We start from the raw sequence: 20,280 nt of genomic DNA, 5'->3' as shown, positions 1-20,280 counted from the left end.
CGTGACGCGAAGCAGAATTTGTATTGCGCTCAACCTATGTTCGCACCGAACCGGTGCTTGCGGTCGATCTGCGCCTGCGATTAAGAAAAGTCTCGGAAGTCTCGGCTGCGCGGTCACTCGCGATACGATCGGGCACCACTCAGGGAAGAAACACGATGGACGAGAAGGTAGTCGAGGTCCGTGATGCGTGGCGTCAGGGCGCACATGTCGACAATGCCCGTTATCTCGAAATGTACGAGGCGTCGGTTTCGGACCCGGCCTCGTTCTGGGGCGAGCACGGCAAGCGCATCGACTGGATGACGCCCTTCACGAAGGTGAAGAATACGAGCTTCGCGCCCGGCAACATCTCCATCAAGTGGTTCGAGGACGGCAAGACCAACGTCGCCTACAACTGCATCGATCGCCATCTCGAGACCCGTGGCGACCAGACCGCCATCATCTGGGAAGGCGACGATCCGGGCGAGTCCAAGCACATCACCTACCGGGAGTTGCATGCCCAGGTCTGCCGGATGGCGAACGTCCTGCGCAACCGGGGCGTCTCGAAGGGCGACCGCGTCACCATCTACCTGCCGATGATCCCGGAGGCGGCCTACGCGATGCTCGCCTGCGCCCGCCTCGGCGCGATCCACTCGATCGTCTTCGGCGGGTTCTCGCCGGACTCGCTCGCCGGCCGCATCGAGGGCTGCGACTCGAAGGTCGTGATCACGGCCGACGAGGGCCTGCGCGGCGGCCGCAAGGTGCCGCTCAAGGCGAATGTCGATGCCGCGATCCAGCGGCTCGGGAAGGACATCGTCGACCACGTCATCGTGGTGCGCCGCACCGGGTCCGAGGTCGCGATGGAGCCCGGCCGCGACGTCTACTACCACGAGGCCGCCGAGCAGGTGACCGACGAGTGCCCGGCCGAGGCCGTCGAGGCCGAGCACCCGCTCTTCATCCTCTACACCTCGGGCTCGACCGGCCAGCCGAAGGGCGTCGTCCACACCACCGGAGGCTACCTCGTCTTCGCCTCGATGACGCACGAGTACATCTTCGATTACCGCGAGGGCGAGGTCTACTGGTGCACCGCCGACGTCGGCTGGGTCACGGGCCACAGCTACATCGTGTACGGGCCGCTCGCCAACGGCGCCACCACGCTGATGTTCGAGGGCATCCCGACCTACCCGTCGAACGCGCGGTTCTGGGAGGTCGTCGACAAGCACAAGGTCAACATCTTCTACACCGCGCCGACGGCGATCCGCTCGCTCATGGGCGGCGGCGAGGGCCCGGTGAAGAAGACCTCGCGGGCCTCGCTGCGGGTGCTCGGCTCGGTCGGCGAGCCGATCAACCCGGAAGCCTGGGACTGGTATTACCGGGTCGTCGGCGACGGCCGCTGCCCCATCGTGGACACGTGGTGGCAGACCGAGACCGGCGGCATCCTGATCACGCCGCTGCCCGGCGCGACCGCTCTGAAGCCCGGCTCGGCCACCCGCCCCTTCTTCGGCGTGCAGCCCATCGTGGTCGATGCCGAGGGCAAGGTCCTCGACGGAGCCTGCGAGGGCAACCTTTGCATCCGGGATTCCTGGCCGGGGCAGATGCGCACGGTCTACGGCGACCATGAGCGCTTCGAGCAGACCTACTTCTCGACCTATCCGGGCAACTACTTCACGGGCGACGGCTGCCGCCGTGACGGGGACGGGTATTACTGGATCACCGGCCGCGTCGACGACGTCATCAACGTCTCGGGCCACCGGATGGGCACGGCCGAGGTGGAATCCTCCCTGGTGGCGCACCCGAAGGTCGCCGAGGCCGCGGTGGTCGGCTATCCCCACGATCTGAAGGGCCAGGGCATCTACGCCTACGTCACCCTCAACGAGGGCGAGGAGGGCTCGGACGCGCTGCGCAAGGAACTGGTCGCCTGGGTCCGCAAGGATATCGGCCCGATCGCCTCGCCCGACCTGATCCAGTTCGCCCCCGGCCTGCCCAAGACCCGCTCGGGCAAGATCATGCGCCGGATCCTGCGCAAGATCGCCGAGGACGAGTTCTCCTCGCTCGGCGATACCTCGACGCTCGCCGAGCCCGCGGTCGTCGACGACCTGATCGAGAACCGCCAGAACCGCCGCTGATCGCGGCGCGACCGCCCGGCCGGGCGCTGCGGAGCCCGGCCGGACATTTTGACAATCCCATCAGCATGTTCGGAAACCGGACTCGGCCAGCGAGGTCCGGATCCTCAGGAAGGCTGCGCCATGAGCGGATCACAAGACACCAGGCCGGGGGCAGGCCCCGCACGCGGCGCGCCCGCCTACGAGGCGATCGCCCAGAACCCGACCTTCCGGACACTCGTCCACGAGCGGACCCGCTTCGGCTGGATCCTCACCGCCGCGATGCTCGTCGTCTATTTCGGCTTCATCGGGCTCATCGCGTTCGACAAGTCGCTCCTGGCGACGAAGGTCGGCGGCACGGCCTCGCTCGGCCTCTTCCTCGGCGTCGGCGTCATCGTCTTCGCCTTCATCCTGACCGGCATCTACGTGGCGCGCGCCAACACCCGCTTCGACGCGCTGACGGCCGACCTCAACCGGAGCCTCGGCCGATGAGCCGCCCCTCCCGCCTGACGCTCCGCGCGGCCTCGCTGCTCGCCGGCCTCGCCGCCGGCCCGGCTCTCGCCGCCGGCCCCGACCTCGGCGCCGTGCAGCAATCCTCGACGAACTGGCCGGCGATCGGCATGTTCTTCTTCTTCGTGCTGCTGACGCTCGGGATCACCGTCCGCGCCGCGCGCTCGTCGAAATCCGCGGCCGACTTCTACGCGGCCGGCGGCGGCATCTCGGCCGGCACGAACTCACTCGCCATCGCGGGCGACTACATGTCGGCCGCCTCGTTCCTGGGCATCTCGGGCCTCGTCTACACCTCGGGCTTCGACGGGCTGATCTACTCGACGGGCTTCCTGGTCGGCTGGCCGATCGTGCTGTTCCTGATCGCCGAGCGCCTGCGCAACCTCGGCAAGTTCACCTTCGCGGACGTGGCCTCGTTCCGCCTCGACCAGACCGCGATCCGCATCATCTCGGCGACCGGCACCCTCGTGGTGGTGGCCTTCTACCTGATCGCCCAGATGGTCGGCGCCGGCAAGCTGATCCAGCTCCTGTTCGGCCTGCCCTACCTCTACGCCGTCATCATCGTGGGCGTCCTGATGATCGTCTACGTGGCCTTCGGCGGCATGAAGGCAACGACCTGGGTGCAGGTGATCAAGGCCTGCCTGCTCCTCGGCGGGGCGAGCTTCATGGCCGCGGCCGTGCTCTACAAGTACGGCTTCAGCCCCGAGAGGCTGTTCGCCTCGGCCGTGCAGGTGCACCCGAAGGGCGACGCCATCATGGCGCCCGGCGGCCTCGTCTCGAACCCGGTCGAGGCGATCTCGCTCGGCGTCGGCCTGATGTTCGGCACCGCCGGGCTGCCCCACATCCTGATGCGCTTCTTCACGGTCTCGGACGCCCAGGCCGCCCGCAAGTCGGTGTTCTACGCAACGGGCTTGATCGGTTACTTCTACATCCTGACCTTCATCATCGGCTTCGGCGGCATCGCCCTGCTGATGTCGGACCCCTCCTACTTCAAGCTCGGCCCGGCGGGCGCCTTCGACAAGCTGAAGGACATGATCGGGGGCACCAACATGGTGGCGGTGAACCTCGCCAACGCCGTCGGCGGCCCCTACTTCCTCGGCTTCATCTCGGCGGTGGCCTTCGCGACGATCCTCGCCGTGGTGGCCGGCCTGACGCTCGCGGGCGCCTCGGCGGTCAGCCACGACCTCTACGCCCAGGTGATCGCCCGCGGGCGCACCACGGAGGCGCGCGAGGTCAACCTCTCGAAGATCTCGGCCGTCGTGATCGGCATCGTCGCCATCGTGCTCGGCTACATCTTCGAGAACCAGAACGTCGCCTTCATGGTCGGGCTCGCCTTCTCGGTGGCGGCGAGCTGCAACTTCCCCGTGCTCGCCATGTCCATCCTGTGGCGCGGCACCACGACCTGGGGCGCGCTCGTCGGCGGCCTCGTCGGCCTCGTGGCGGCGGTGACCATGGTGATCCTGTCGAAGGCGGTCTGGGTGACGACGTTCGGCCACCCGGCCGCTCTGTTCCCCTACGACAATCCGGCGCTGTTCTCGATGCCGCTGGCCTTCCTGACGATCTACGTGGTGTCGAAGCTCGACCATTCCGCCCGCGCCCGCCGCGAGCGGGCCGCCTTCGACGCGCAGTACGTGCGCTCCGAGACCGGCATCGGCGCCGCCGGCGCCCACGCGCACTGACCCGCGGCGCGCAACGGCGGCGCTGCGGACCTGGCGTTGCGGACTTGGCTTTCCGGCCAATTCCGCCCGGTTCCGGCAGCGCCGCCGGTGATTGGACAAATCTGCCTAAGACGTGGGATGGCGCTCTGCTGCAGAAGCGTGCTCTCGGCAGTCCTCCGCGAGTACAAACCCTGTTGTTAAACGGTTCAGCCGCGCTTTTCGAGCTTTGCGCCGCTTGGGCGGTGCGACGATTTGCGTTAGCGTCGCCCGTCCCTCCGAGCATGGCGGCGCCGTGGTTGGTCTGTCCAGTTCGGCCGAAGGATTGAACAAGAACAGGGCGGGTGACGTCCAGACGTCATCCGGAGGCGGGCCGGCAAAGCCCGGCCGCCGGCCACGGACGTGTTTGGAGGAAGCATTATGGCAGTGGGAACCGCGGTGCCGCGGTCGGATGAGGCGGCAAGACCCATGACATCCGGCGAGAAGAAGGTCATTCTCGCCTCGTCACTCGGCACGGTCTTCGAGTGGTACGATTTCTACTTGTATGGATCTCTCGCTGCCATCATCGGCGCGCAGTTCTTCTCTGCCTACCCGGAGGCCACGCGCAACATCTTCGCGCTCCTCGCCTTCGCGGCGGGCTTCCTCGTGCGGCCCTTCGGCGCGCTGGTCTTCGGCCGGCTCGGCGACATGGTCGGGCGCAAGTATACCTTCCTCGTCACCATCCTGATCATGGGCCTGTCGACCTTCTGCGTCGGCCTGCTGCCCTCCTACACGACGCTCAACGCCTACGGGATCGGCTGGGTCGCGCCGGTGACGCTCCTCGCGCTTCGCATGCTCCAGGGCCTCGCGCTCGGCGGCGAGTACGGCGGCGCGGCGGTCTACGTGGCCGAGCACGCCCCGCGCGGGCGCCGCGGCTTCTACACCGCCTTCATCCAGACGACCGCGACGCTCGGCCTCCTGCTCTCGCTGATCATCATCCTGTCGACGCAGGGCTACGTGAACAACGCCTTCGCGCCGACGACCGTCACGAACGCGGACGGCACCACGACCACGCTGACGGCCTTCCAGGTCTGGGGCTGGCGCATCCCGTTCCTCGTCTCGGTGGCGCTGCTGGCCATCTCGGTCTGGATCCGGCTTCAGATGAACGAGAGCCCGGCCTTCCAGAAGATGAAGGCGGAGGGCACCCACTCGAAGGCGCCGCTCTCGGAGGCGTTCGGCCAGTGGCGCAACGCCAAGTGGGCGCTCCTCGCCCTGCTCGGCCTCACCGCCGGCCAGGCCGTGGTCTGGTACACGGGCCAGTTCTACGCCCTGTTCTTCCTGCAGAGCATCCTGAAGGTCGACCAGTTCACCGCCAACGTGCTCATCGCGTGGTCGCTGATCCTGGGCACCGGTGGGTTCCTGTTCTTCGGCGGCCTCTCGGACAGGATCGGCCGCAAGCCGATCATCCTGGGCGGCTGCCTGATCGCGGCGCTCACCTACTTCCCGCTGTTCCACCAGCTCACCGCCAACGCCAACCCGGCGCTGCACGCGGCGCAGCAGAACGTGCCGGTGGTAGTGAGGACGAACCCGGCCGAGTGCTCGTTCCAGTTCAACCCGGTCGGGACGGCCAAGTTCACCAAGGAGTGCGACGTCGCCAAGGCGCTGCTCGCCCGCGGCGCCGTCGCCTACCGGACGGAAGCGGTCGCGGCGGGCACGCCCACCGTCGTCAGCATCAACGGCCGGGACTTCCCCGTCGCCGACCCGAACTTCGCCAAGGCGGTGCCCGCCGCCCTGACGGAGGCCGGCTACCCGCCGGCCGCCAACCCGACCACCGTCAAGGCGTCGAACCCGCTCGACGTGTTCACGGGCCAGAAGCTCATGGTGATCGGCATCCTGACGATCCTCGTCATCTACGTGACGATGGTCTACGGCCCGATCGCGGCGGCGCTCGTCGAGCTCTTCCCGACGCGCATCCGCTACACCTCGATGTCGCTGCCCTACCATATCGGCAACGGCTGGTTCGGCGGCCTGCTGCCGGCCACCGCCTTCGCGATGGTGGCCCAGACGGGCGACATCTATTACGGCCTCTGGTACCCGATCGTGATCGCGCTCTTCACCTTCGTCGTCGGGCTGATCTTCATCCCCGAGACCAAGGACCGCGACATCTTCACCTGGGACGACCGCCCGACGCGCTGAGCGCTCGCGCGAGCCCCGGCAGCCACGAAGGCCCCGCCGTCAGGCGGGGCCTTTTCCGTTCTGCGGGCCACCCCTTCCGTGCGGGTCGGCACAATATTGCCTCGTGGGCAGCGACCCTCCCGCAAGCGCGACGCGCCCCCACACCCCGCGCGGGAGAGGGCCGGGGTGAGGGGGGCGACCTCTCCGGAAACGGCAAACCCCTCACCCGGTCGGCTTTCGCCGACTCGACCTCTCCCGCACGGGAGAGGTGGGGCGGCGCGCTGTCTCCGCCGGCAATCACGAGGACGTCGGTGCGGGGCTCGATGTTTCGCAAGGCCGGGCGCGGGTCCCCTCTCCCGTGCGGGAGAGGGCCGGGGTGAGGGGTGCGACCGCTCCGGATACGGCGAACCCCTCACCCGGTCCGCGTGAGGCGGACTCGACCTCTCCCGAACGGGAGAGGTGACCGGAGCCCCCTCGCCTCATACGATTTCCGGCCGATCCCCTCGGGATGCGGAAATCGGTTTCGCTCAGGCGCCGCGCGGGCTTGCCGATACGGCCTCCGCTCCGATCAGGCGCAGACCGTGTCAGTGGCGGAAGTGGCGGTGGCCGGTGAAGACCATGGCGAGACCGGCCTCGTCGGCCGCCCGGATCACCGCGTCGTCGCGCATCGAGCCGCCCGGCTGGATCACCGCGGTGGCGCCGGCCTCCGCCGCGGCCAGGAGCCCGTCCGCGAAGGGGAAGAAGGCGTCGGACGCCACCACCGCACCCTTCGCGAGGCTCTCGGCGAGGCCGAGGCGCCCGGCGCCCTCCCCGGCCTTCCAGGCGGCGATGCGCGAGGAATCGACCCGCGACATCTGGCCGGCCCCGATCCCCACCGTGGCGCCGTCCTTGGCGTAGACGATCGCGTTCGACTTCACGTGCTTGGCGACCCGGTAGGCGAAGCGCAGGTCGGCGTATTCCCGCTCGCTCGGCGCGCGCCGCGTCACGACGGTGAGCGGCATGTCGTCGACGACGGCGTTGTCGCGCCCCTGCACGAGCAGACCTCCCGAGAGGCTGCGCACGGTCTCGCCGGGCGCGCGCGGGTCCGGCAGGCCGCCGGCGAGCAGCAGGCGGAGGTTCTTCTTGGCGGCGACGATCGCCACCGCCTCCTCGGAGGCGTCGGGAGCGATGATCACCTCGGTGAAGATCTCGACGATCTTGGCGGCGGCCTCCGCGTCGAGGGGGCGGTTGAGCGCCACGATGCCGCCGAAGGCCGAGACGGGATCGCAGGCGAGCGCCCGCTCGTAGGCCTCGACCAGGCTCGCTCCTTCGGCGACGCCGCACGGGTTGGCGTGCTTGATGATCGCGACCGCCGCCGTGCGGCTCGCGTCGAACTCGGCCACGCACTCGTAGGCCGCGTCCGTGTCGTTGAAGTTGTTGTAGGAGAGCTCCTTGCCCTGCAGCTGGCGCGCGCTCGCCACGCCCGCCCGCACGATTCCGGGGGCGCGGTAGAAGGCCGCCGCCTGGTGCGGGTTCTCGCCGTAGCGCAGGCCCTGCGCGAGGCTGCCGCCGAAGGCCCGGAAGGGCGGCGCGCCGGTCTCGCCGAGCTCGCCCGAGAGCCAGTTCGCGATGGCCGCGTCGTAGGCGGCGGTGCGCGCGAAGGCCTTCTGGGCGAGGCGCCGCCGTGTCTCGCCGCAGAGCAGCCCGTCCTGCGCCTCGATCTCGGCGAGCAGGCCCGCGTAATCGGAGACGTCCGTCACCACGGCGACGTCCGCATGGTTCTTGGCGGCCGCGCGGATCATGGCCGGTCCGCCGACGTCGATGTTCTCGACGCAGTCGCGGTAGGGCCTGCCCGCCGCGATCGTCGCCTCGAACGGGTAGAGGTTCACGACCAGGAGGTCGATGGCGCCGATGCCGTGGGCGGCGAGCGCCGCCTGATGCTCCGGATTGTCCCGGATGGCGAGCAATCCGCCATGCACCGCCGGGTGCAGCGTCTTCACGCGGCCGTCCATCATCTCGGGGAAGCCCGTCAGGTCGGCGACCTCGGTCACAGGAAGGCCGGCCTCGCTGAGCGTCCGGTGGGTGCCGCCGGTCGAGACGAGGTCGACGCCGCGCGCGCTCAGCGCGCGGGCGAAGTCGACGAGGCCCGTCTTGTCCGAGACGGAGAGAAGGGCGCGGCTCACCCGCACTTGGTCGTGGGACATCGGGAACTCGTACAGGCGGTCTCGAGGGTGTCGCGGGCGGTAACACGAATCCGGGCGGAGCGGCCAGGGCGAAAGCCCGGGGGGCGAGCGCGCGATCCGACGCTCCGCGAGCACCGCCGGTCGATGCGCCTTCGAGCACGGCCTCATCGGGAAAACGTGCTACGTTCGGCCGATGCGCGCCGCGACCGTCACGATCCAGCGCCTGCAGGCTTGCGACATCCCGCGCCTTCGCGCGCTGAACGCGTTGTTCGGCGAGGCGTTCGACGACCGGGATACGTACGCGGCCGAGCCGCCGGATGACGCCTATCTCGCGGCCCTGCTCGCCAAGGAGCACGTCATCGTTCTCGCGGCTCTGGCCGACGACGCGCTCCTGGGCGGCCTCGTCGCCTACGAACTCGACAAGTTCGAGCGGAGGCGACGGGAAATCTACATCTACGATCTGGCCGTCCGGTCGCAGGACCGGAGGCGCGGCGTTGCGACCGCCCTCGTCGAGGGCGTGCGCAGGATCGGCGCGCAGCGCGAGGCCTCAGTGGTCTACGTTCAGGCCGACCCTGGCGACGATCCGGCCGTCTCGCTCTACGGCAAGCTCGGAGCCCGCGAGGACGTGATGCACTTCGACATCGCCGTCGATCGGTAGCCTGAGGCGGCGCAGGGCAGCCGCGGGAGGCGATCTCCGCGAGCGGACCGCGCCGTGCGACCGGGGGAAAACGTCGGTCCGTCTCACCGGGTGCCGGCGTCCCGTCGCGTTGCGTCGCGCCGGACCGGCAACCGTTTCGCGGACGCATCCCAAGCGTTTCGGGGACAAATCCCAAGCGTTTCGGGGACAAATCCCAAGCGTTTCGGGGACAAATCCCAAGCGTTTCGGGGACAAATCCCAAGCGTTTCGCGAGCGCATCCCGAGTTGCGGAAGGGACGGCGCTCGGCCAGCGTGCCCTCCCGTCCCGATGCGATGCGTCGTGGATCGTGCGTCGTCGCAGCAGCCGATCCGGATCGAACCTCGACGCCGCGCCGACCTTCATCGGCGAATGACTGATAACGCACGCACGAGACCTGCGCCGCGCTCCGGGACTGCTTGATAAGTCCCTATCTGCTAGGGCGGTGTACCGCTCAGCGCTGATTCTGAGCGAGGCGCGGCCGCAGGCTTCGACGACTCGCGGTCCGTGTTCTTGCTCGTCCTGCACGACGTCGGCCCGCATGCATCCCGCTCACGGTCCTGTTCTCAAACGCCCTTCGAGAGTTTCGAGACGGATTGTCGAGAGGTCCCGTCGATCTCGTCCGTGAACGGGATTCGACGTCTCAAGGAGCTGTCTGCCATGGTGCGGGCCATCCTCTCCGTCCGGTTCCTGCTCCTGCTCGCCGCCGTGGGCGCCATCCTGGGCGGGGCCATGATGTTCTGGTTGGCTTTCGTGAAGCTCGCGCACAGCGCTGCCGTCCTGTGGACGAGCGGAGCCGACGCGGCGGGCGACGTCACGGCCGCGGTGATGCGGGCCACCGATGCCTTCCTGTTCGGCGTCGTGCTCGTGATCTTCGCCTACGCGATCGCGTTCGGCTTCGCGATCCAGTTGCCTCGGCATGTGCGCGAGCGGCTGCCGACCTGGATGCAGGTCACCGGGGTGGATGTGCTGGAACAGACCCTGGTCGACGTCATCCTGGGATACCTCGTCGTCGACTTCGCGACCGACATCGAGAACCCCGAGACGCCGACCGACTGGACAACCCTGGTCAAGCCGGTCTCCATCCTGGTGATCGCGGCCGCGCGATACCTCATGGGCAAATCCCACCGATCCCCGCCAGCCGAGATGCGGTCAGGCTCCGCTTGAACCCCTCGCGGATGCCTGCCGGTCGCCGCTTCGGCGGACCTGCGCTCGGGTCTGCACCCGCGCGGGTCTGAACCGAGGGAAGGCGTTGTCGGGGCTGCGCTTTCGTGGTCCGTTGCCGACAGCCGGGGGCGGCGATGGCCGAGGTGTTCCGGCTCCGCGGCGTCGGAATCCGCAACCGAGCTCACGCGACGCAGATGCCGGAAACCTCGATCTTGCGGAAGAGGTGCGGGCTCACCGTCGCGCTCTCCGGGTAGTCGGCAAGCCGTGCCCGGAACTCGGGATCGGCGAAGGCGGCCCTGAAGTGCGCGACCGACTGCCAGACGGCGTAGTTCAGGAACACCCCGCTCCCCGCGATGCCGCGGTGGAGTTGGGTGGAGATGAACCCCGGTTGCGCCTTCATGATCGCGGCGTCGGCCGCCCAGGTGGCGAGCAATCGGTCGGCATCCTCGGGCGCGACGACGAACGTGTTGATCAGGACCACCGGGCCCTCTTCGCTCTTGAGCTGATCGCTGAGCGTGACGGCGCGGTCCATCTCGACGATGTTCGGCATCTCAAACCTCCTCGATCTTGGCGTCGGCCGCGGTGGGGGTGACGGGACCGGGACCCGCGAGGCGGCGCTGCATCTCGCGCAGCAGGTCCGCGGCGGCCTCGATCTTCTCCGGCGACAGGCCGGCCGCGAGCGCTTCGGCCCATCGTCCCTGGCGCTCGCTCGCCGCGCGGTAGGCCCCTTCGCCCCGTTCGGTCATGGTGACGAGCATGGCGCGTCGGTGGTGCGGGTTCGGGTCGAGGCGGACGAGGCCGTCCGCCCGCATCTCGCCCACCGAGCGCTGCACGGCCTGCCGGGTCAGGCCCATGTTGCGGGCAAGGTGCGCCACCGGCAGGGGCACGGGCGAGAGGGCAACGGCGCCGAGCACCTGCCAGCGGGCGCTTGTCAGGCCGAGGTCACCGACGAGGGCGTCGCCGGCGGCGAGCAGGTCGCCGTTGAGGCGAAACACCTCGATCACGAGGCCCGTCAGCGCCCTCCGCAGGCAGGCTTTCCGGTCGTCCTCGGTGGAGTGGAGGCGCGTCATCCGCCCTCATTACGCCCACGAGCATCTAATTGTCAACATGACAAGATGTTGTCAAAAGAGACGGCGTGAAAGATCATGTCCAACCCGCTCAGGTCTGACGTGAACGCTCCCCTCGGGCTCGTCCGGTCCGGATCCCGGGGCCCTGCACCTAGGCGGCGGGCACGGCGCGGCGCGTGAACGACCAGCGCAGGCGGGTCGTCTCGCCGACGCGCAGGTGCAGCACAATCTGGTCGGTGCGCCGCGCGCCCGTCAGCCCGGCGAAGTAGACGCTCTCCTCGATCGCGAGGGCGGCCCCGTCCGCGCGAAAGTCCCAGACCTCGCCGAGCGGCAGGGTGAGGACGACGCCGTCCGCGGCCTCGCCCCGCACAGCGACGGTCGGATGCAGGTGGAAGCGGACCGCGACGTCCTGCGGCCTGTGCCGGCCCTTGCCCACGCGCACGAAGGCGTCCTCGCCGTCGAGCCGGCCCTCGGCGCCCGACAGCCGCCAGCGCCGCTCGTGGACGAGGCCGCAATCCTCCGCGTAGCCGTCGTGGCGGGCGGCCAGAACGACGGCGTCCTCCTGATGCGGGCGCTCGGACTTCACGTCGGCCGGCCCGCGCAGGATGACGGGGCCGAGGCGGCGGCAGAGCCAGTCCGCGGCGATCCGCTCGCCCCACCAGCCGTCCGCGGCGAGGAAGCGGCACGAGGAGGTATCGGCGACCGTTGCGGTGGAATGCGCGGCCGTGCTGCGGGCGAGCCGCCGCAATTCGGCGCCGCTCGCGGGGACGCCGCAATTGACGACGATCCGCTGCGGCCCGCTCGACATCTCGAAGGACAGGCAGCCGGCACCGGCATTCCGCGAGAAAGGCAGCGGCGGCGGCGCCCCGACATCGGCCACCACGACGATGCGGCCGCCCTCGAGCCGCTCGTAGCCGGAATTCGGCGCGTGCATCAGCGGCTGCGCCAGGGTGCCGTCGTAGACGAGGAGCGTCGCGAGGTGGTCGGCCGCGGTCGCGCCCATGCCGTTGAAGTGGCTGAGCGAGGCGTCCGCGTGACGCAGGAGCCGCAGCAGCGGCAGCATCCGGTCGATGGCGCGCAGCAGCGCTTCCGGCGGATCGATGCTGCGGCTGAGGTAGCTCTGCCGCAGCGGCAGCAGGTCGAGCAGCAGCTCCATGGCGAAGCGCGGGTCGCGCGAGCGATGGCCGCCATCGGCCATGACCTGCCGGTCGAGCTCGCGCGACAGGATGCGAGTGGCGCGGCGCAGGATCGGCTCGATGCCCTCGCAGCACAGGCCCGCGTAGCAGAGGGCCACGGCCGCGCTGAGGCGCCAGGCCGGCGGCAGGCCGCGGCGCAGGTCCCGCTCGAGCTCGCCGGCCGACCTGGCCAGCGTCTTGAGGAAGGCGAGATAGAAGGTCCGGTCGGCGCCCTCCAGCACCAGCGGCGACTGGCTGAGGAAGGAGATCAGCCGCCGCGCCGCGACGGGGGTCGGCCGGGCGAGCGCTGGATCGCCGCGGCCGGCCATGAAATCCGCCACGAAGGCCCGGGCGTTGGCGCGGGCGAGCGCCGTGTCGGCGGCGCGCAGGTGGCGCAGCCAGCCGAAGCCGTAGAGCACCTCGGCCCATTCCGGCGAGGGCGGGGTGTAGTCGAAGGGCGAGCGCCCGCTGACGGCGAGCGAGCGCCCCGCGAACACGAACAGGCCCGCGTAGATGTCGTCCGCGAAGGTGGCGTCGCTGGTGCGCAGGTCCTGCGGGGCGATGACGAGACCCGTCACCCGCACGCGGGCCAGGATGTCGCGCGGGGCCGTCAGCCGCGCCGACGCGGCGCGCCCCGCGCGCGCGACCTCGCGCCCGATGAGACGATAGAAGCGCCAGCGATCAGGCCCCCAACGCACGCGATCTCCTCGCCGGGCCGCGAGACGCGCATGCGCCGGCCCGCCTCCTTGCCGGACGAAGCTAGAAGGGGCCTCTTAACCAGCGGTTAAGCATAAGCCCAGGCTCTTTCTCCGGCCTGATCCCGCCGCAGATCGAGTCGCCGGCGGCGGAGGGCGCATGATTCGCCGTCAAGCGGCGGGCTCCGCGCTGCAATGCAGCATGTGGACAGCGGTGATTTCGGGGACAAGGACTCCGAATCGCCTGTTGGTAGCCGGCAATGCCTTGATCCGGCTAAGACATTTACCCGCCGAGGCTTTTTCTGCGGTATCGTGCCGTCGTCCGCCACCTGGACAGTGTCGCCGATGCGTTTCGACATCTCCGAAGACCCGACCGGCCTGTGGTTCTGGACGCTGTTGGACGAGCGCTCCGGAGCCGTGGTCTGCTCGCCCTCCCGCTTTCGGACGCAGGTCCAGGCCTATGCCGACATCGCGGCCTTCAAGGCCTCGGTCTCGGTGGCGGGCGTGCTCGTCGGCGACCGCCCGAAGCGGCGCTCGCAGAGCGGCGGCGGCGGGCAGCTCGGCCTCCTCTAGGCGCCCCCGGCATCGAACGGGAACGCCGCCTCGACGACGTAGGGCCCGCCCCCGGTCGAGTCGCGTGCCGAGAACAGGGCCACCCGGGTCGCCGCGAACCGGAGGGGCTCGACGATGCCGGTCTGCGACAGGTACATGGCCACGCCCTCCGGCGTCGCCTCCCGGCGCAGGCGCGCCAGCGTCACGTGCGGCGTGAACTTGCGCCGCTCGGGCTCGGCGCCGATTCGCCGCGCGATGCGTTCGTGCTCGGCCTGCAGTTCGGCCAGCGCGGCCGTCGGGGTCGCGCGGGCGAGCACGGCCCGCGGCTTGTCGCCGCCGAAACTCGCGAGGCTGTCGAGCGTGACCCCGATCGGTTCGCGCGGCCGCGCCTCGGCGAGTTCGGCGCACCAGTCGTTCATGACTTGTTCCGATACGTCGCCGAGAAACCGCAGGGTGATGTGGTAGTCGTCGGGCTCGATCCAGCGCGCCCCCGGGATGCCGCCACGCAAGCCGGCGAGCGCTGCCGCGATCTCGGGCGGGATCTCCAATCCGGTGAACAGGCGCGGCATGGATCGGGCTCCGGGGGACGCAAACCTCTAACGCGGCGTGCCCTGGATCCGGTTCAGGAACGTCTCGACGGAGGGTAGGATGCCGGCGACGATCGCCTCGACGCCCTTCGCGTTGGGGTGGATCCCGTCGTCGAGGCTGAAGGCCCGGTCACCGGCTATCCCGTTGAGGAAAAACGGATACAGCACGAGTCCGTAATGCTCGGACAGTCCCGGATAGATCGCGTCGAAGCGCGCCGAATAGTCCGGCCCCAGGTTGGAGGAGGCCCTCATGCCGGCGAGCATCACCGGGATGCCGCGCGCCTTGAGGCGGCTGACGATCGAGTCCAGCGCCCGCCTCGTCACCGCGGGGTCGGTGCCCCGGAGCATGTCGTTGGCCCCGAGCTCGACGATCACCCCGTCCGTCCCGTCCGGCACGGACCATTCGAGGCGGTCGAGGCCCCCCGTCGCCGTGTCGCCCGAGACGCCGGCATTGGCCACCGTGACGGCATGCCCCCGCTCCTTCAGCGCCCGCTCCAGCACGGCCGGGAAGGCGGCGTCCGCCGGGAGCCGATAGCCGGCCGTGAGGCTGTCCCCGAGGGCCACCAGGTTGAGGGACCGTTCGGCAGGTGCCGTGCGGGCCGGGGAGCCGACGAGACTCAATGCGGCAAAGAGAACCATCAGCGCCGCCCCGTGCCTGCCATCATGGCGTCGCAGCGTGCCGAGCGCCATATCGATCCGCGACGCGAGACGTGCCAAAGCGCACCGAACCATCCGCAGCCAACCCCGACCCTCAGCGTACATGCCTCTACGAACCCACAGATCGGTTTCCGCCTGATGTCCGGCAAGGCCATTGCCCTCTCGGAGGTCGATCTCAGCCTCGGCCGGGGCGCTGCCCGCGTGCACGTCCTGCGGGGCATCTCGCTCGAGGTGGCGGGCGGGGAGGCGGTCGGCCTCGTCGGCCCGTCCGGCTCGGGCAAGTCCACCCTTCTGATGGTCATGGCCGGCCTGGAGCGTCCGGATGCGGGCTCGGTGACGATCGAGGGGACGGATCTCGGCCGCCTCGACGAGGACGGGCTCGCCCGATTCCGGGGCCGGCGCATCGGCATCGTGTTCCAGGCATTCCACCTCGTCCCGACCATGACGGCGCTGGAGAACGTGGCGCTGCCCCTCGAACTCGCCGACAAGCCGGGGGCCCATGCCCGCGCCGAGGCCGAGTTACGGTCGGTCGGCCTGGGCCACCGGCTCCATCACTACCCGGCTCAGCTCTCCGGCGGCGAGCAGCAGCGCGTCGCCATCGCCCGTGCGGTGGCGCCGGACCCCGCGATCCTCGTCGCGGACGAGCCGACCGGCAATCTCGACGAGGCAACGGGAGCCCAGATCATCGATTTGCTGTTCGCGCTCAAGCGAGACCGCGGCGTCACGCTCGTGCTGGTCACCCACGATCCCGGGCTCGCGAGGCTGTGCGACCGCACCGTGCGCCTGCGGTCCGGGCGCATCGAGACCCCGGTTTCCGCGTGATGCGAGGCGCCTGAATGCACGGCACCCTCCCCCGCGCCGAACCCGAGCGACGCGCACCGGCATCCTTCTCCGGGCTGCCTCTGACCCTTCGTCTGGCCCTGCGCGAACTGCGCAGCGGCCTGTCGGGCTTCGCGGTATTCCTCGCCTGCATCGCACTTGGCGTCGCGGCGATCGCGGGCGTCGCCTCGGTCTCGCGCTCCCTCTCGGACGGCCTCGGGCGCGAGGGCCGGCGCATCCTCGGGGGCGACCTCAGCTACAATCTCATCAACCGCGAGGCGACGGATGCCGAGCGCGCGGTGCTCGCTGCTCAGGGCCGGGTCAGCGTCGTTGCGACGCTGCGCGCCATGGCGGTCGCGGGGGACAAGGGTGCCGCCCTCGTCGAGCTGAAGGCCGTCGACGACGCCTACCCGGCCGCAGGCGAGCTCGTCACGGCCCCGCAGAAACCGCTGGCGGAACTCCTCGACGCGCGTGACGGCGCGGATGGCGCCGTGGCGGATCCGGCCCTGCTGACGCGGCTCGACATCAGGCTCGGTGATACGATCACGCTGGGCGGCAAGCCTTTCGCGATCCGCGGGACCCTGGTCAGCGAGCCCGACAAGATCGCCAACGGGATCGGCTTCGGGCCGCGCCTGATCGTATCGCAGGCCGCGCTGCGGGCGACCGGCCTCGTACAGCCCGGAAGCCTCAATCGCTGGAGCTATCGCCTGCAGCTGCCCGGCGCCGGCGATGCGGAACTTGCGCATATCGGCGAGCGGATCGCGAAGGCTGCGCCCGATGCCGGCTGGGAGACGCGGTCACGCGTCAACGCCGATCCGCGATTCGCCAAGAGCGTCGAACGGTTCACCCAGTTCCTAACCCTGGTGGGGCTCACCGCCCTCATCGTTGGCGGCGTCGGCGTCGCAAACGCCGTGCACGCCTTCGTCGAGCGCAAGCGCGCCTCGATCGCGACCCTGAAGAGCATCGGTGCGCCGGGCTCGCAGGTGGTGGCGCTTTATCTCGCCCAGGTGATGATGATCGCGGGCCTCGGCACGGCTTTCGGCCTCACGATCGGGGCGGGTCTACCGTTCCTCCTCGAAGGCTTGTTCCGGGACGATCTGCCGCTGCCGCTGAACCCGACGCTGGCTCCGACCGAGTTGCTGCTTGCAGCGGCCTATGGCCTGCTCACGGCGCTGGCCTTCGCGATCACGCCGCTTGGGCGCGCGCACGACATCCCCGTCTCGGGACTCTTTCGCGACGCCGTCGATCCGGCGGGCCGCGGCGCCCGAGCGCGCTACCGCCTAATCCTCGCGGTTGCGTTGGCGGCACTCATCGCCTTGAGTCTTACCACGGCTTTCGACCGGCGGGTCGCGCTCATCTTCATCGCGGCGGCTGGCATGGCCTTCGGTCTGCTGCGCCTCGTCGGCTTCGGATTGATGGCGCTCGCCCGCCGTCTCCCGAGGCCGCGGCGGGCCGTGCCCCGTATGGCCCTCGCGAACCTGCATCGGCCGGGAGCGCTGACGCCCGCCATCGTGCTGTCGCTCGGCCTCAGCGTGACGCTCCTCGTTACACTGAGCGTGATCGATGCCAACGTGCGGCGCGCGCTCACGAGCACGCTGCCGGCACACGCTCCGAACCTGTTCTTCCTCGACGTCCCGGCCGCGGAAGCCGAGTCCTTCCACGCCTTTCTCGGAAAGGCGGCCCCCGTCGGCAAGATCGAGCGGGTTCCGATGATGCGCGGGCGGATCATCGCGCTCGACGGCGTGCCCGCCGGGATGATCAGGCCGCCCGAGGACGCGGCCTGGGTTCTCGATGGGGATCGCGGCATCACCTACTCGGAAGACCTGCCGGAGGGCTCGACCCTCGTCGCGGGCCGATGGTGGGATGCCGCGGAGGGGCGCACGCCGCTTGTCTCGTTCGACTTCGAGCTCGGCCGCAGCCTCGGGCTCTCCATCGGCAGCAGCGTCACCGTCAACGTGCTCGGGCGCAATCTGACGGCGAAGGTCGCAAACCTGCGCAAGGTCGAGTGGCGCTCGCTCGGCATCAACTTCGTGATGGTCTTCTCCCCCGGCACCTTCCGAGGCGCACCACATTCCGATCTCGCGACCCTGACGCTCCCGGGCGGCACGGATGCGGCGGTCGAGAATGCGATCCTGCGCGACGTTGCCCGCGCCTATCCCTCGGTGACGAGCGTCCGGGTGAAGGACGCGCTGGAGGCCGTGAACGATCTCGTCGGCCGGCTCGTCCTGGCGATCCGGGGAGCGAGCGGCATCGCGGTCGCGGCAAGCCTCCTCGTTCTGGCCGGTGCCATCGCGGCCGGGCACAGGGCACGCCTCTACGATGCCGTGGTGCTGAAGGTCCTGGGGGCTGGCCGGGCGCGGCTGCTCACGGCCTACGCGCTCGAATACGGATCACTTGGCCTCGCCAGCGCGCTGTTCGGCCTGCTCGCTGGCACGCTCGCGGGCTGGATCATCGTGACGAAGGTCATGCGCCTCGATTTCGGCCTTGATCTGTCCGGCGCGCTCGTCGCGGCGGGCCTCGCGGTGGTGTTCTCGGTGCTGCTGGGGCTTGCCGGCACCTGGCGCATCCTCGGCCAGAAGCCCGCCCCCTACCTCCGGCAATTCTAGCCCTCCGTCCCGCCGTTCCGTTCCGCACCAAGGAGAAGCGCCGCACGCAATGATCCAATCGAGCCCTGGCGCGGCGAAGGGTTACATCGATTTAATCCCTGATTTAACAAACAAAAATACAGCTGTCCCGCACCCAAAAACCGCACCCTGAAGCTCGGCTGGCCTCTTGTGCCTACGGGCGCAACGCAACATATTTAGTGGCGAGGCGCCCGAGGCGGCGCCAGAGGTCCCGCGTGAGCCTCGTTCTCAACACCACGCTGAGAGAGCTTCCAAAGGAAACTCCCATGGCATTCGACAACTCTCCCTTCCGGTACGGCGCGCAAGCCCCCGGGTACGCCGGCACCCAGGTCGAGGTCGACCAGGGACTGCGCAGCTTCATGCTCGGCGTCTACAACAACATGGTCGTGGGGCTCGGCATCTCGGGCCTCGTGGCACTAGGCCTCAACATGGCCGCGACCGCTCAGACCGAGACGGGTCGGCTCGCGCTGACCCCTTTCGGCCAGATGCTCTACACGAGCCCCCTAAAGTGGGTGCTGATGCTGGCGCCGCTCGCCTTCATCTTCATCTTCTCGATGCGGATGGACCGGATGTCCGCCTCCTCGGCGCGCACCATGTTCTTCGCCTTCGCGGCGGTGATGGGTGCCTCGATGTCCACCCTGCTTCTCGTCTTTACGGGCGCGAGCGTGGTGCGCGTGTTCTTCATCACGGCGGCGACGTTCGGTGGTCTGAGCCTCTACGGCTACACCACCAAGCGCAGCCTGTCCGGCATGGGCTCGTTCCTGATCATGGGCCTGATCGGACTGATCATCGCCTCCCTGGTGAATATCTTCCTGGCTTCGAGCGCGCTGCAGTTCGCGATCTCGGTGCTCGGCGTGCTGATCTTCGCGGGCCTGACCGCCTATGACACCCAGAAGCTCAAGGAGATGTATCTCTACAGCGGCTTCGATGGTGAGGGTGCGGCCAAGCTTTCGGTGAACGGCGCTCTGACGCTCTATCTCGACTTCATCAACATGTTCCAGTTCCTGCTCTCGCTGATGGGCGACCGCCGCTAAGCGCGAGGCCAAACCGGAACAAGAGAGGCCCCGGCGCCCAGCGCCGGGGCCTTTTCTGTAGGCCGATGACCGAGGTGAACGGACGGGACCGGCACCCCGTCTCGCTCGGGGGCCGCATCGCCGCGCCATCAGACCACGCGAAACGGCTTCTCCAGTACGGACAGGACACGGCCGAGATCGGTGCCGCGCTTCATCACGAGCCCGCTCGCTGCGACGACCGCGTAGGCGCCCTGGCGCCGGGCGAGCTTCGGATCCTTCTCGACCCGGTAGAGCGGCATCTCCGAGGTGCGGCGATAGATCGAGAACACTGCCTTGTCGCGCCGGAAGTCGAGGGCGTAATCGCGCCACTCGCCGTCGGCGACCATGCGTCCATACAGGTTGAAGATCGCGCGGAGTTCGTCGCGGTTGAAGGAGACCTGAGGAGCGGGCGGTGAGGCGGGAAACGGGACCACGCGCGAGGCGGGATCATTGGGGGATGGCTCGGCGCTCGTCCTCTCGCTCATCATCGCTCCATCGTTTCACAGCTTCGGTTAGCCGGATGATGGGCTCCGCTGGCTCTGCCCGCAAGGGTTCGGAATGTTGCGCCACAGCCACGTTGGCGAAACAAACCACCACGGTTCTGCCGCGTTCGCGCCTTTTCCGGGCCTTGTTGCAGCGACACAACGTCGGCCGA

17 protein-coding genes are annotated in these 20,280 nt (G+C 69.3%); 10 read left to right on the top strand and 7 right to left on the bottom strand.

Annotated elements, in window-relative coordinates:
• The first annotated feature begins 155 nt into the window (after positions 1-155).
• From acs to WDW90_RS01535, 4 genes are all read left to right on the top strand, one after another.
• Positions 156-2,102, top strand: coding sequence for an acetate--CoA ligase (acs, locus tag WDW90_RS01550; RefSeq protein WP_336485482.1), 1,947 nt, complete (start codon positions 156-158; stop codon positions 2,100-2,102).
• 120 nt (positions 2,103-2,222) lie between these two features.
• Complete coding sequence (locus tag WDW90_RS01545) at positions 2,223-2,570, top strand: DUF485 domain-containing protein (RefSeq protein ID WP_336485481.1); 348 nt, start codon at positions 2,223-2,225, stop codon at positions 2,568-2,570.
• A complete protein-coding gene (locus tag WDW90_RS01540; protein WP_336485480.1) occupies positions 2,567-4,264 on the top strand; it encodes a cation acetate symporter in 1,698 nt (565 codons plus the stop codon). The genes WDW90_RS01545 and WDW90_RS01540 overlap by 4 nt, the downstream gene beginning before the upstream one ends.
• 396 nt (positions 4,265-4,660) lie before the next feature.
• Positions 4,661-6,415: an MFS transporter gene (locus tag WDW90_RS01535; RefSeq protein ID WP_336485479.1), complete on the top strand. Its 1,755-nt coding sequence runs from the start codon at positions 4,661-4,663 to the stop codon at positions 6,413-6,415.
• Positions 6,416-6,978: 563 nt separating this feature from the next.
• Here WDW90_RS01535 and purH read toward each other — a convergent pair.
• The gene (purH, locus tag WDW90_RS01530) at positions 6,979-8,577 is read right to left on the bottom strand and encodes a bifunctional phosphoribosylaminoimidazolecarboxamide formyltransferase/IMP cyclohydrolase (protein ID WP_336485478.1); all 1,599 of its coding nucleotides are present in this window, start codon (positions 8,575-8,577) and stop codon (positions 6,979-6,981) included.
• A 172-nt stretch (positions 8,578-8,749) separates the two neighbouring features.
• On the opposite strand from purH, the gene WDW90_RS01525 reads away from it, so the two are divergent.
• Together WDW90_RS01525 and WDW90_RS01520 are read left to right on the top strand one after the other, a co-directional pair.
• The gene (locus WDW90_RS01525; RefSeq protein WP_336485477.1) at positions 8,750-9,214 is read left to right on the top strand and encodes an AAC(3)-I family aminoglycoside N-acetyltransferase; all 465 of its coding nucleotides are present in this window, start codon (positions 8,750-8,752) and stop codon (positions 9,212-9,214) included.
• Positions 9,215-9,890: 676 nt separating this feature from the next.
• A complete protein-coding gene (locus WDW90_RS01520; RefSeq protein ID WP_336485476.1) occupies positions 9,891-10,397 on the top strand; it encodes a YqhA family protein in 507 nt (168 codons plus the stop codon).
• 181 nt (positions 10,398-10,578) lie between these two features.
• Here the strand turns inward: WDW90_RS01520 and WDW90_RS01515 are convergent, their stop codons facing one another.
• The 3 genes from WDW90_RS01515 to WDW90_RS01505 form a co-directional block, all read right to left on the bottom strand.
• The gene (locus WDW90_RS01515; protein ID WP_336485475.1) at positions 10,579-10,947 is read right to left on the bottom strand and encodes an antibiotic biosynthesis monooxygenase family protein; all 369 of its coding nucleotides are present in this window, start codon (positions 10,945-10,947) and stop codon (positions 10,579-10,581) included.
• 1 nt (position 10,948) lies between these two features.
• Complete coding sequence (locus WDW90_RS01510; protein ID WP_336485474.1) at positions 10,949-11,467, bottom strand: MarR family winged helix-turn-helix transcriptional regulator; 519 nt, start codon at positions 11,465-11,467, stop codon at positions 10,949-10,951.
• 148 nt (positions 11,468-11,615) lie between these two features.
• Positions 11,616-13,337, bottom strand: coding sequence for a heparinase II/III family protein (locus tag WDW90_RS01505; protein WP_336485473.1), 1,722 nt, complete (start codon positions 13,335-13,337; stop codon positions 11,616-11,618).
• A gap of 342 nt (positions 13,338-13,679) precedes the next feature.
• Between WDW90_RS01505 and WDW90_RS01500 the strand changes: the two genes are divergently transcribed.
• Positions 13,680-13,907, top strand: coding sequence for a hypothetical protein (locus WDW90_RS01500; RefSeq protein ID WP_336485472.1), 228 nt, complete (start codon positions 13,680-13,682; stop codon positions 13,905-13,907).
• Here WDW90_RS01500 and thpR read toward each other — a convergent pair.
• Positions 13,904-14,455 carry an RNA 2',3'-cyclic phosphodiesterase gene (gene thpR / locus WDW90_RS01495; RefSeq protein WP_336485471.1) on the bottom strand — a complete coding sequence of 184 codons (552 nt, stop codon included), beginning with the start codon at positions 14,453-14,455 and terminating at the stop codon, positions 13,904-13,906. The genes WDW90_RS01500 and thpR overlap by 4 nt on opposite strands.
• Before the next feature lie 27 nt (positions 14,456-14,482).
• A complete protein-coding gene (locus tag WDW90_RS01490; protein WP_336485470.1) occupies positions 14,483-15,112 on the bottom strand; it encodes an arylesterase in 630 nt (209 codons plus the stop codon).
• A gap of 156 nt (positions 15,113-15,268) precedes the next feature.
• On the opposite strand from WDW90_RS01490, the gene WDW90_RS01485 reads away from it, so the two are divergent.
• From WDW90_RS01485 to WDW90_RS01475, 3 genes are all read left to right on the top strand, one after another.
• Complete coding sequence (locus tag WDW90_RS01485; protein ID WP_336485469.1) at positions 15,269-15,952, top strand: ABC transporter ATP-binding protein; 684 nt, start codon at positions 15,269-15,271, stop codon at positions 15,950-15,952.
• A 14-nt stretch (positions 15,953-15,966) separates the two neighbouring features.
• On the top strand, positions 15,967-18,555 hold the full coding sequence (locus tag WDW90_RS01480) for an ABC transporter permease (protein WP_336485468.1): 2,589 nt from the start codon (positions 15,967-15,969) through the stop codon (positions 18,553-18,555).
• Positions 18,556-18,839: 284 nt separating this feature from the next.
• The gene (locus tag WDW90_RS01475; protein WP_336485467.1) at positions 18,840-19,607 is read left to right on the top strand and encodes a Bax inhibitor-1/YccA family protein; all 768 of its coding nucleotides are present in this window, start codon (positions 18,840-18,842) and stop codon (positions 19,605-19,607) included.
• A 128-nt stretch (positions 19,608-19,735) separates the two neighbouring features.
• On the opposite strand, the gene WDW90_RS01470 is transcribed toward WDW90_RS01475, so the two are convergent.
• Positions 19,736-20,110, bottom strand: a complete 375-nt coding sequence (locus tag WDW90_RS01470; protein ID WP_336485511.1) for a DUF2794 domain-containing protein — start codon at positions 20,108-20,110, stop codon at positions 19,736-19,738.
• Positions 20,111-20,280 lie beyond the last annotated feature (170 nt).

Source organism: Methylobacterium nigriterrae, from assembly GCF_037106235.1.
In the GTDB taxonomy this organism is placed as follows: Bacteria; Pseudomonadota; Alphaproteobacteria; order Rhizobiales; family Beijerinckiaceae; genus Methylobacterium; species Methylobacterium nigriterrae.
The sequence above is the reverse complement of the archived record's forward strand: the minus strand, read 5'-3'. Positions and strand labels throughout refer to the sequence as shown.